This is a genomic window from Cupriavidus sp. 05T42 (genome assembly GCF_056396345.1).
In genome coordinates this window covers 176,839-188,458 of record NZ_JBFTLH010000011.1, presented here as the reverse complement: position 1 = coordinate 188,458, position 11,620 = coordinate 176,839, and the positions used below count along the sequence as shown (strand labels likewise).

Below are 11,620 nucleotides of genomic sequence, written 5' to 3'. Positions count from 1 at the left end.
CAATTATCGGTAGCGGCTATGTCGGCCTGGTCACCGGCGCCTGTCTGGCGGAACTCGGCAATTCGGTGTTCTGTCTCGATGTGGACGAACGCAAGATCGCCATGCTCAACGCGGGCGGCGTGCCGATCTATGAGCCGGGTCTCAAGGAACTGATCGAGCGCAACCGCGCCGCCGGCCGCCTGACCTTCTCGACCGATGTGGCCGCCAGCGTGGAGCACGCCGACGTGCAGTTCATCGCCGTGGGCACGCCGCCGGACGAGGATGGCTCGGCGGACCTGCAATACGTGCTGGCCGCCGCGCGCAATATCGGCCGCCACATGACCGGGCTCAAGGTGGTGGTGGACAAGTCCACGGTCCCAGTGGGCACCGGCGACCGCGTCGCCGCCGTCATCCGCGAGGAACTGGCCGCCCGCGGGCTGGAAGACCTCCAGTTCTCGGTGGTCTCAAACCCCGAGTTCCTGAAGGAAGGCGCCGCCGTGGAAGACTTCATGCGCCCGGACCGCATCGTGCTGGGCTGCTCGCCCGACGTGGCCGGTCGCCATGCCAAGGCCATCATGCGCGAGCTGTACTCGCCGTTCAACCGCAACCACGAGCGCACCTTCTATATGGATGTGCGCTCGGCCGAGTTCACCAAATACGCGGCCAATTCGATGCTGGCGACGCGTATTTCCTTCATGAACGAGCTGGCCAACCTGGCTGACGAGGTCGGTGCGGACATCGAATTGGTCCGACTCGGCATCGGCTCCGACCCGCGCATCGGCTACAGCTTCCTGTACGCCGGCGCCGGCTACGGCGGCTCGTGCTTCCCGAAGGACGTGCAGGCGCTGATGCGCACGGCCACCTCGTACGGCAAACCGATGCGGGTGCTGGAGGCCGTGGAGGCCGTCAACGACGCCCAGAAGCAGGTCTTGGCCAACAAGGTGATCAAGCGCTTCGGCGAAGACCTGACCGGCAAGACCTTCGCAATCTGGGGCCTCGCCTTCAAGCCGAATACCGATGACATGCGGGAAGCGCCCTCGCGGGTGCTGGCGCGCGAGCTGGTGTCGCGCGGCGCCGCGCTGCGCGTGCACGACCCGGTGGCGATGCCCGAAGCGCGCCGTGTGATCGAGACGGATCTTGCGGACATCCCCGGCGGCTTCGCCCGGGTGCATTTCTGCGATGCCCAGATGGACGCCCTGCGGGGCGCCGACGCGCTGGTGATCGCCACCGAGTGGAAGGTCTTCCGCAGCCCGGACTTCCGCGCCATCCGCGCCAGCCTGAAGGCGCCGGTCATCGTCGACGGCCGGAATCTGTACGACCCGGAAGCCATGGCGGCCGCCGGCATCGAGTACCACGCCATCGGGCGCGGTACGATAAATGCCGCTTAAGTCACAAATCGTCCGGGCTATTTGTCCCGTACCGTCGGATTTCGGCCTCCAGCCACGGGACATTTGTGCCTGAAGGCCCCGCGGCCGCCCCGAGCGTGCGGCGGTTCTTATTAGCATTCTCGATCTGGTCGCGTTCCCACGCGGCCGCCCTGACATGCCACGTAGCCCGAGGATGAAAGTTTCTGCCGCGCGAAGAACCGAACTCCAGCACGAGGTGACGCCGTCCACCCCGACCGAGGACGGTCGCGCCCTCCCTGTCACCTGCTCGCGGGAAGATGCGGCGTGGATCCACGAGACACTGCGGCGCGCCGGCCTGCCTGCGACGATCTCCCGCCGGCTGGTCCTGCTGTTGCTGCGCAAGCATCCCGTCCGGCATATGAGCCCGGAGCAGCTCTGCGCCGCGATGACGCGGCTGCCGGATGCCACCGGCATCTCGACCTTCCGGCGCGCCATCCATGAACTGGCCCACCTGAACCTGCTGGCCCGGATCTTCGTGCCCAGCTCGGGCAGCGGCATCAACTTCTACGAACTGCCCGACCATTCCGCGCACGCCCACTTCTATTGCACCGAATGCCGGCGGATCGAGGAAATCCACGACGACCCGCTGATCTCGCTGCAAAACCGGCGCCTGCTGCGCCACGGGCTGACGCCCAACGCGCTGGTCCAGACCGCCTGGGTCGGCCTTTGCGCGGCGTGCCAGGCTGATGGCGCCATCGATATCAGCGCCCGCTAAGGTAGTTGGCTGGCGGCTGGCTCAGTCCACCGTGACTGGCGCCATCAAGTCTTCCAGGAAGTAAGCCGCCAGCTGATGGCGCCCTTCCAGCTTGGCCTTCGCATAGATGTTCGCGGCATGCTGGCGCACCGTCTTGGCGCCGCTCTCCCGCAGCCCCGCAATCGCTTCCAGCGACAGCCCCTTCACCAGCAGCAGCGCCACCTCCTTCTCGGCTGGCGTCAGCCGCCATGCCTCGAACTGGGCCTGCATCTGCTTCAGGAAGTCCCGGGTCGACTGGCGCGCCGTGGCATCGCGCTCCTGCGCCGCGCGCTCCCCGGCCAGCCGCGAGGTCTTCAGCTCGGCCAACTCCCGCGCGGTCCGGCGACGCTCGCGCCAGACGACGGTGAGGATCCACAGGAACACGACGGTAGCTGCCGTCTCGGCCAAGAGGTGGTAGTTGACGCCGACCGCGCCATGCAGTTGCCAGATGTCCCAGATCTGATAGGCGGGAAACACAGCAAGCAGGAACAGAAACTTCGGCGGCATGGAGGGCAGATGTCGGGCTCGCGGCATGGCGCCGGAGCCGGGGTGGGAACGGGTGAATTGAAATGTAACTGTTTCTCGTTTTGAAGAAAAGACGAGACGAACCCCATCCGCGAAGCGGGCCTCCAAGTGGATGAAAAGGCGCACGCCGGCGTCCTGGCAGGCTTCCAAGCCGCACTGAATCACCGAGGACACTGACAGTACCTCCGACACGCGCAACCGGGCCCGGGCGGCAACGCCCCGGCCCGGTTTGCCGCCTACGTCGCCGTCGTCGCTAGCGTCCTCAGAAGTCCATCGAGACCGACACCTGCACGGTCCGTGGGTCTGCGATAGCCAGGCCACCGTAGGCATCCACCGCCGCCCAGCCGCGCGTGTTCAGCACATTGCGGACATTGAGCCGCAGCACCACCGGCTTGCGCTGCGCCGTGGTCCGATAGCGCAGGCCGAGGTCGAGGCGGGTCCAGTGCGGAATGCGCTGGGTGTTTTCCGCATCCACATACTGGTGGCCCGTGTAGGCCACCGCGCCGGTCAGCGTCAGCCCCGGCAGCATGCCGGTATCCCATTCCGCCCCGAAATTGGCCTGTAGCGGCGCCACGCCGATCGGCGCCTTGCCTTGCGTGCCGGGCGCGGTGCTGCCCGTGACCGTGGCGTCCAGCACCATGGCGCTGGCCAGCAGGCGCAGCCCCGTCACCGGGGTGCCGTACAGGGCGAACTCCAGCCCCCGGTTGCGCTGCGCCCCATCGGCCGTGAACACCGCCCCCGTTATCTGGCCGCCCGGTTTGGTGATCTGGAACGCGCTGATCGTGCCGATGACCTGCCGCCCCTCGACCTTGACCCCCACCTCGTACTGGCGCGACTTGTAGGGCGCGAAGACCTCGCCGGCGTTGCTGGCGCTGTTGGGCGCAGTGTCGCCCCGGCTCAGCCCTTCGATCCGGTTCGCGTACACCGACACATGATCCGCCGGCTTCACCACCAGCCCCACCATCGGCGTCAGCGCGGTCTGGTCATAGCTGGACGCCGTGCCGCCGGTCGGCAGAAAGTTTTCCGACCGCACGCGCTGGTGGCGCAGGCCGAGCGTCAGCTGCGCGCGCTCATCCCACATGGACAGCGTATCGGCCAGCGCCACACCCGAGAGCCAGTTCTCCGAGACCTTCGGCACGTTCGCCGGGGCGTCGATGGCCTGGGCCGGCAGCGGCACCGGGTTGTACATGTTCGTCTGCGAGATCGTGGCGCTGCTCACCAGATTGCGGTCGAGCTGATCCCGGTAGGCATTCACCACCACGCTGACCCGGTGGCGCACCGGGCCGGTATCGAAGCGGGCGCGCAGCCCGGTCTCCGCGCTGGATCGGGCCACGTTGAAGCGATAGTTCGAGTCCGACGCCAGCACGTCCCCGGCTGCGTTGACGATGGTCGGCGTGATGGCGAACAGCCGGGCCACGCGGGTCCGCCCGCCCCCCGCGCCGGCGAACCACGTGACGTGGTCGGCCACGTCATATTCCACCCGGGCCAGCAGCGACTGGTCGTGGATACGCGAGTTTTCCCACGATTGCGTGATGTTGCGCCGGCCATTGGGCGCCTCGGGCACCTCGATGCCCGGCACGATATGCAGCAGCCGCGACGGCGCGCGGATCTTCTCGTACTGGTCGATGACATCGAGCGTCGCGCGCAGGCGCTGGCCGCGATAGTCCAGCGCCAGTGCGCCGGCGCCGGCATTGCGCGACTGGTTGTCCAGCCCCGTCTCGCCCGCCCGGTAGTTGCCGTTCACCCGCACGCCGAAGGCGCCGCCCGGGCCGAAGCGCCGGCCCAGATCGAGATTGCCGCCCAGCTGCGCGGCCGTGGCGTAGTCCAGCGTCACGCGGGTCAGGTCGGCGTCCGTGGCCCGTTTGGGAACGATGTTGAGACTGCCCCCGACGCTGCCACCCGGCGCCATGCCCGTCAGCAGGCCGGTGGGCCCCTTGATCAGTTCGATGCGTTCGATATAGCCGGTGGAGACGCGGTAGTTGGACGCCACGCCATACATGCCGTCCAGCGCCACCTCGCCGAAGTTGCCGCTGTTCACGGGGAAGCCGCGGATCGTGAAGGCGTCAAGGATGCCACCGGGCTGGCTGGCGAAGCGCACGGAGGCGTCGTTCGCCACCATGTCGCCCACGGTTTGCGCCTGCTGGTCGCGGATGGCAGTGTCGGTGTAGCTGAGGACCTGCACCGGCGCGTCCATCACATCCGTATCGCCCAGCATGCCGAGGCGCGCCGTCCGCGCAATCTGGTCGCCGGCAAACCCGGGCGCCGGCTGCCCCGGGTGCAGCGCCGCGTCCGTCACGGTCACGGTCGGCAGCGTCGGCACGCGTCGCACGGCAAATCCGCCGCCGGGCAGCGCCACGGCCTGCAGGCCGCTGCCTTCGAGCAGCGCACGCACGCCATCGGGAATCGTGTAGGTGCCGTGCAGGCCCGGGCTCGTCAAATCGCCGAGCAGGGCCGTGTCGTAGGAAAGATCGATGCCGGTCTCGCGCGCGAACCGCAGCAGCGTGGCGTGCAGCGGGCCCGGCGCGATGGAGAAGGTTCCGGCCTGGCCAGCCAGCCCGACCACCTGCGCCACCTCGGCATACGCCGACAGTGACATCGCGGAGGAGACGGCCAGGCCGAGGGCGGTCAGCGACCACCCCGGCGATGCGTCAGAAGTCCACGGAAACCGAAGCCAGGAAGGTACGCGGCGCACCGAGGGAAATGGTTCCATAAGATGCAACACCGGACCAGTAGTTGCGATTGAAGGCGTTGAACAGGCCGGCCCGGAAGGTCGTGTGCTTGCCATACACCGAGGTGCGGTAGCGCGCCCCGAAGTCCACCGTGGTCCAGGACGGCACGCGCTGCGTATTGGCCTGGTTGACGTACTCGCCGCCGGTGTAGTTGACCGCGCTGGTCAGCGTCAGGCCGGGCACCCAGGGCAGGTCCCATTCCGCGCCGACATTGGCCATCACGGTAGGCACGCCCACCGGACGGTTGCCGAGCGTGGCGGCGCTGTTGGTGCGGGTCAGCTCGGCATCGAGCCAGGTCACGCCGCCCAGCAGGCGCACGTGCTTGACCACCTCGCCGGACAGGGTCAGCTCCAGGCCCTGGTTGCGCTGCTCGCTGTCGACGTTGTAGATCGTGCCGGTGAGCTGGCCGCTGGGCTTGTTCATGCGGAACGCGGCCAGCGTGGCCATCATCTTGCCGGTGTCGACCTTGACACCCACCTCCTTCTGCTTGGTCTTGTAGGGCGAGAACACCTGCCCGGCGTTGGCAGCCGTGGCCGGGGCGATGTCGCCCTTGCTCAGCCCTTCCACGTAGTTCGCGTAGAAGGACACCTGCTGCCACGGACGGAACACGATGCCGGCCAGCGGGGTGACCGCGCTCTCGTCGTAGTCAGCGGTCTTCACGCCGCTGGCGTTGTAGTTGCCCGACTTCACCTGCTGGTAGCGCAGGCCGAGGGTCAGGGAGACGCGGTCATCGAGCGCGCTCAGCGTGTCAGCCAGCGCCACGCCGGAGAGCGTGGAGTCCGATACCTTCGGCACCCGTTGCGGCGTGGCGATGTGCTGCTCGGGGCGGTCGACCGGCGCGTAGATATTGGACAGCACCGGCGTGCCGGCCACGTTGGCGTTGGCAATCCGGTCCATATAGAGGTTGGCCTGCAGCGCCAGCGCGTGGCGGACCGGGCCGGTCTCGAACTTGGTGCGCACGCCGGTATCGAAGGTCGACCGGTTGACCTGGAACTTCCAGTTCTGCGGCACGGCCGAGGTCGCGCCGCTGCTGTTCAGGATGGTCGGCGTCTGGTCGGACAGGCGCGCCACGTCGGAACGGGTGCCGCCGGCGTCGGCAAAGATCGTCACGTTGTCGGTCACGTCGTACTCGGCGTGCAGCAACGTGGAGATGTCGTTGGACTTCCACCATCCCCAGGGCTGCGTCACGTTGCGGCGGCCGTCCGGGGCGTCGGGCACCTGAATGCCGGCGGCGACCAGGAACGGACGCGTCGGCGCGTCGATCCACTGGTACTGCTCGATCACGTCGAGCGAGGCGCGCAGGCGGTCGCTCTTGTAGTCGAGCGAGAGCGCGGCCACCTCGGCACGGGACTTCTGGTTGTCCAGCGCGGTCGGGCCCTGGCGGTGCAGGCCGTTGAAGCGGATGCCCCACTGCTTCTCTTCGCCAAAGCGGCGGCTCAGGTCCACCGCGCCGCCCACCTGGGCGTCGGAGGCGTAATCGAGCGTGAAGCGCGTCAGGTCGGTGGCCAGCGGGCGCTTGGGCACGATGTTCACCACGCCGCCCACGCCGCTGTTCGGCGACATGCCATACAGCAGCGCGCCGGGGCCCTTCAGCACTTCCACGCGTTCGATGTATTCGGTGAACAGGTGGTAGTTCGGCGACACGCCATAGACGCCATCGAACGCAATCTCGGACAGATTGCCCTCGTTGATCGGGAATCCGCGAATGAAGAACGAGTCCGTGACGCCACCAGTCTGCCCGGTGAAGCGGACCGAGGGGTCGCTGTTCAGCACGTCAGCCAGCGTCACGGCCTGTTGATCCTCGATGCGCTGGGACGTGTAGTTGGTGGTGGCGAACGGCGTGTCCAGCACGTCCTTGTTGCCCAGCATGCCCATGCGCCCGCCGCGCGCCACCTGACCGCCCGCGTAGGCCGGCGGCAGGTCGCCCTCGGTGCTGGCGGAGACCGTGACGGCCGGCAGCGTCGGCGCGTCCGGGGCGGCGGTCGGTGCGGTGGTCGGAGCGGTTGTTGGAGCGGCGGCCGGCGATTGAGCCTGCGCGGCCCCGGCGATCAGGCCAAGACACAGGACGGCGCCGTGCACGGCCAGTGTCAGCGGCGTGAGCTGCGGCGCGCTGCCAAGGCGGGGGGTACGGGCGATAGTGGCAAGACGGTTGACGAGCATGATTCCCTGTTCCGGTATGAATGGAGTTCCTGAAGAACAGGCCGGACGAGAATCCAGATCCCCTCAACATTTCTTGATTTTTTTAGCGAGACGGCCACGGCTAGCCGCCACTGCCATCTTGCGGCCCCACCACGACCCAGAAGCGGGTGCGATAGGACACCCTGACCGGCAAGGTCTGGGACAGGAAGGCCAGCGCCCTATCGGTATCGTCGACGTGATAGGCGCCGGACACCCGCAGGTTGGCCACCCGTGGATCGCAGACGAGGCGCCCGGTCCGGTAGCGCGCGAGTTCGGCGAGCACATCGGCAAGGCGCATGTCGTTGCCGGCGATCACTCCTTCCGCCCACCCATCGGCCGCGAACGGCTGGGCCGGGGCCAGCGCGACGCTGTCCTCGGCCAGCCACCACGTGGTGCCCGGCCGGGCGATGTCGCCGGCCCCGCCGCCACCCGGATGCAGCGCCACGGCGCCCTCCTGCACGCTGACGCGGGAGCGGTCGCCGTCCAGCCGGACCATGAACCGCGTGCCCAGCGCACGCATGCTGCCGGATGGCGTGCGGACCCAGAATGGGCGGTCGTCGTGCCCCGTCGTGACGAGGATTTCGCCCCGGCGCAGCGTGATCACGCGGCGGTCCGCCTCCAGCGCGATGCCGACGGCGGTATCCGTGTTCAAGACCAGCGTGGTGCCGTCCGCCAGCCGCAGCGTTCGTTGCTCACCCGTGGCGGTACTCGCGTCCGCCACCCAGCGCTGCCAGGGCGCCAGCTCGCGCACGCCGGACGCGGCAACGACGCTCACGCCTGCCAGCGCCATCACGCGGAGTACCTGGCGGCGCTTGCGGGCGCGCGCGGCCCGGAGGGCATCGGCGGACTGGAGGGTATCGAGGGCCAGCCGGGACGGCACGCCGGAAAACTCCGCCCGCATCGACTGGATGCGCCGCCATGCCGCGCCGTGGAGCGGGTCCGCCTGCAGCCATTGCTCGAACGCCCGCTGCGCGGCGGGGTCGGGCTCGCCAAAGTTGAGCTTGACCGCCCAGTCGATCGCGCGATCGACGATAGGCAGGGGAATGGATGGCGCGTCGGCCTCAGACATCGAAGCGCATGGCGTAGCACTGCCGCAGCGCCGCCGCGACGTAGCGCTCGGCGGTGGCCAGCGAGACGCCCATGCGCTCCCCGATCTGCCGGCAAGTCAGCCCTTCGAGCTGCGCCCACAGGAACGCGGTGCGCACCTTGGGCTTCAGCGAATCGAGCATGCGGTCGATGGCGATCAGGGCTTCGAGGAACTGGAGCCGGCTTTCCGGGGATGGCGCGTGGGCCTCCGGCAGTTGGGCGAGGGTCTCGAGCCAGGCGGTCTCGAGTTCCCGGCGCCGCCACAGGTCGATCACCAGACCGTTGGCGATGGCGCTCAGGTAGGTGCGCGGCTCCTGCACCTCGCAGGGCTGCCGGCACAGCAGGCGCACGAAAACGTCCTGCGCGAGGTCGGCCGCATCGCAGGCATTGCCAAGCTTGCGACCGAGCCATCCCTGCAGCCACCGGTGGTGGCCCTGGTAGAGCGCGTCGACGTGTTCCTGGATTGCGGGTTCAGCGGCGGCAGCCATGCGCCCTCGGGAGTGAAATGCCTGGCGCAGCCAAACACAAATGAGAATTGTTCCAATCTTAAAAGATGGGCAAGCCCCCGGCAAGCGCGCCGCCGCCGCTTCGCGCACAAACAACAGCTTTGGCGTGGGCGATTCCGGGAACGCAAGCGGCTTTGCGGTAAAATAGAATGATTCTTATTTCGTACTGCCCTGCCATGGATGTACGCCCCAGCATCCTCCTGGTCGATGACCACAAGAACATACGTGACCCATTAGCCACCTATATGCGCCGCTTCGACTTTGAAGTCGAGGCAGTGGAGGATGGCCGGGCCATGCGCGAACGGCTGGAGGCGCGCAGTTTCAGTCTCATCGTGCTCGATGTGATGCTGCCCGGCGAGAACGGCCTGTCGCTGTGCCGTTATGTGTCCGAACATCTGCGCACCCCGGTGATCCTGCTGACCGCCGTGACCGATCAGGCGGATCGCATCGCCGGACTGGAAATTGGCGCGGACGACTACGTGGTCAAGCCCTTCGACCCCCGCGAACTGGTGGCCCGGATCCGCAGCGTGCTGCGCCGTAACCAGGCCCCCGTACCGCCCGCCGATGCCTGGCGCGCGCCGGCGCCTTCCGAAGTCCGCTTCCTCTTCAGCGGGTGGATTCTCGACACCCGCGCCCGCGAGTTGCGCAATCCCTCCGACGAGGAAGTGCCGCTCAGCACCGCCGAATATCACCTGCTGCGCGCCCTGCTGGAGCACCCCAACCGCGTGCTGAGCCGCAGCCAGATCCTGGACCTGACCCAGCGCACCGACACTGTGGCGTTCGATCGCAGCATCGACAGCCAGATCAGCCGGCTGCGCAAGAAGCTGGAATGCGACCCCCGGCGCCCGGCCATGCTGAAAACCGTGCGCGGCGACGGCTACCTGCTCGCCACCCGGGTCACGGTCGAAAAATCATGAAGTGGTTGCCGCGCAGCCTGTCCGGGCAACTCGTGGCGTTGTGGTTGCTGGCGATGCTGGCCGCCCATGTCATCGCCGTGCTGGTGCTGTCCTGGTGGCGTGCCGACAACGAGACCATCCACCCCTTGTACGTCCGCTCGATCGAGACGCGGATCCAGTCCGCCTACCGCGCGGTGGGCCGTTCGGCCGACCCGGACATGCTGCTCGAGGACATCAGCCTGCCGGATTCCACGTTCCGGCTGGCCACCGCGCCGCGCCCCGATCATGCCGATCCCGCCGATATCGCCGAGCCGAGCGACCAGGAACGCGCGCTGGCGCAGCGGCTGCGCACCCTGCTCAAGCTGCCGGCCGATGGGTCGGTCAAGGTCCAGCTGCGGCAGGTGGAATCCGCCCAGCGCGTGGCCGGCAACAGCAACTGGCTGGAGCGGGAATTCCGCGGCACGCACGCGTGGGCGCTCGATGTCGATCTCAAACTCGCCGATGGGCAATGGCTGGAGAGCCGGCACTGGCCCACCATGCTGCCCGCCCACTGGAGCCGGGTGCTGACCTTCTCGCTGCTGGTGGGCATGTTGCCCACGGCGCTCATTGCGCTGCTGTTCGGGCGGCGCATCATGCGGCCGCTCCGGCTGCTCACGGAAGCCTCCCGGCGCGTCAGCCGGGGCGAACAGGTGGTGCTGCCCCGGCCGGACGGGCTGAGCGGCGTGCGCGAGATCACCCAGGCATTCAACGACATGCAGGAGAACCTGGTGCGCTTCGTCAACGGGCGCACGCAGATGATTGCCGCCATCGGCCATGACCTGCGGACGCCGCTGACCTCGCTGCGCATCCGGGTAGAGCTGATCGACGATGCCGAACTGCGCGAGGCCATGATCCAGACGCTCGAGGAAATGAGCGTAATGGTGGAGGAAACGTTGCAGTTTGCCCGCGACGATGCCCTGCAGGAGGCCACGCAGGACGTGCCGATCGGGGAACTGGTTGGCGACGTGGTGGACAGCCACCGCATCCAGGGCCGCGACGTCGCCTGGAGCGCGCACGTGGATACGGCGGCGTTCTACCGCTGCCGCCCCGTGCATCTGAAGCGCGCGCTGAACAACCTGATCGACAACGCCGCGCGCTACGGCGCCGTGTGCGTCACGGTCCTGGCGGACACGCTGGGCCAGACCTTGCGGATCGAGGTCGACGACAGCGGCCCCGGCATCGCGCCGGAACATCTGGGCCGGGTCTTCGAGCCGTTTGCCCGGCTGGACTCCGCACGCAGCATGGACACGGGTGGAATGGGGGGCGGACTGGGCCTCGGGCTGGCCATCGCCCGCTCCTGCATTCGCGCACATGGCGGAGACGTCACATTGCAAAATCGCCGGGAAGGCGGCCTGCGTGCGGTGATCGAACTGCCGAACTAGGCGCCGGCCCGCCGCCGTCGCTTTTCACAGCGCTGCAACATTTCGCCACAATCGAACAAACTCGGACAACATTAAATGCTAATCATTCTCATTTTGACGTGATGACTAGTGCCCGCCTTATCGGCGGCGATGTGCATTCCACCTTCTGACGGGGAAGGTCT

Annotated in this window: 9 protein-coding genes; 4 read left to right on the top strand and 5 right to left on the bottom strand. The window is 67.8% G+C overall.

Annotation, left to right across the window (positions count from 1 at the left end; all coding sequences use genetic code 11):
• Positions 1–2: 2 nt before the first annotated feature.
• Positions 3–1,367: a UDP-glucose dehydrogenase family protein gene (locus AC1EJR_RS17005; RefSeq protein WP_477113435.1), complete on the top strand. Its 1,365-nt coding sequence runs from the start codon at positions 3–5 to the stop codon at positions 1,365–1,367.
• A gap of 172 nt (positions 1,368–1,539) precedes the next feature.
• Positions 1,540–2,100: a Fur family transcriptional regulator gene (locus tag AC1EJR_RS17000; protein WP_441592944.1), complete on the top strand. Its 561-nt coding sequence runs from the start codon at positions 1,540–1,542 to the stop codon at positions 2,098–2,100.
• 21 nt (positions 2,101–2,121) lie between these two features.
• On the opposite strand, the gene AC1EJR_RS16995 is transcribed toward AC1EJR_RS17000, so the two are convergent.
• The 5 genes from AC1EJR_RS16995 to AC1EJR_RS16975 all read right to left on the bottom strand — a co-directional run bounded on the left by AC1EJR_RS16995 (position 2,122) and on the right by AC1EJR_RS16975 (position 9,124).
• The gene (locus tag AC1EJR_RS16995) at positions 2,122–2,625 is read right to left on the bottom strand and encodes a helix-turn-helix transcriptional regulator (protein WP_092297411.1); all 504 of its coding nucleotides are present in this window, start codon (positions 2,623–2,625) and stop codon (positions 2,122–2,124) included.
• A gap of 280 nt (positions 2,626–2,905) precedes the next feature.
• The gene (locus tag AC1EJR_RS16990; RefSeq protein WP_477113434.1) at positions 2,906–5,239 is read right to left on the bottom strand and encodes a TonB-dependent siderophore receptor; all 2,334 of its coding nucleotides are present in this window, start codon (positions 5,237–5,239) and stop codon (positions 2,906–2,908) included.
• Positions 5,240–5,291: 52 nt separating this feature from the next.
• A complete protein-coding gene (locus AC1EJR_RS16985; protein ID WP_477113433.1) occupies positions 5,292–7,532 on the bottom strand; it encodes a TonB-dependent receptor in 2,241 nt (746 codons plus the stop codon).
• Between the two features lie 100 nt (positions 7,533–7,632).
• Entirely contained in the window at positions 7,633–8,619 is a 987-nt protein-coding gene (locus AC1EJR_RS16980; protein WP_454757726.1) for a FecR domain-containing protein, read from the bottom strand.
• Positions 8,612–9,124: a sigma-70 family RNA polymerase sigma factor gene (locus tag AC1EJR_RS16975; RefSeq protein WP_092297402.1), complete on the bottom strand. Its 513-nt coding sequence runs from the start codon at positions 9,122–9,124 to the stop codon at positions 8,612–8,614. The genes AC1EJR_RS16980 and AC1EJR_RS16975 overlap by 8 nt, the downstream gene beginning before the upstream one ends.
• Before the next feature lie 194 nt (positions 9,125–9,318).
• Between AC1EJR_RS16975 and AC1EJR_RS16970 the strand changes: the two genes are divergently transcribed.
• Positions 9,319–10,059, top strand: a complete 741-nt coding sequence (locus AC1EJR_RS16970) for a response regulator (protein ID WP_477113432.1) — start codon at positions 9,319–9,321, stop codon at positions 10,057–10,059.
• Entirely contained in the window at positions 10,056–11,459 is a 1,404-nt protein-coding gene (locus tag AC1EJR_RS16965) for an ATP-binding protein (RefSeq protein ID WP_477113431.1), read from the top strand. The genes AC1EJR_RS16970 and AC1EJR_RS16965 overlap by 4 nt, the downstream gene beginning before the upstream one ends.
• The last annotated feature ends 161 nt before the right edge of the window (positions 11,460–11,620 follow it).

Bases quoted from the DNA above. Each gene is read 5' to 3' on its own strand.
- AC1EJR_RS17000 (WP_441592944.1), top strand. From the start codon at position 1,540: ATGAAAGTTTCTGCCGCGCGAAGAACCGAACTCCAGCACGAGGTGACG.
- AC1EJR_RS16995 (WP_092297411.1), bottom strand. From the start codon at position 2,625: ATGCCGCCGAAGTTTCTGTTCCTGCTTGCTGTGTTTCCCGCCTATCAG.
- AC1EJR_RS16990 (WP_477113434.1), bottom strand. From the start codon at position 5,239: ATGTCACTGTCGGCGTATGCCGAGGTGGCGCAGGTGGTCGGGCTGGCT.
- AC1EJR_RS16985 (WP_477113433.1), bottom strand. From the start codon at position 7,532: ATGCTCGTCAACCGTCTTGCCACTATCGCCCGTACCCCCCGCCTTGGC.
- AC1EJR_RS16980 (WP_454757726.1), bottom strand. From the start codon at position 8,619: ATGTCTGAGGCCGACGCGCCATCCATTCCCCTGCCTATCGTCGATCGC.
- AC1EJR_RS16975 (WP_092297402.1), bottom strand. From the start codon at position 9,124: ATGGCTGCCGCCGCTGAACCCGCAATCCAGGAACACGTCGACGCGCTC.
- AC1EJR_RS16970 (WP_477113432.1), top strand. From the start codon at position 9,319: ATGGATGTACGCCCCAGCATCCTCCTGGTCGATGACCACAAGAACATA.
- AC1EJR_RS16965 (WP_477113431.1), top strand. From the start codon at position 10,056: ATGAAGTGGTTGCCGCGCAGCCTGTCCGGGCAACTCGTGGCGTTGTGG.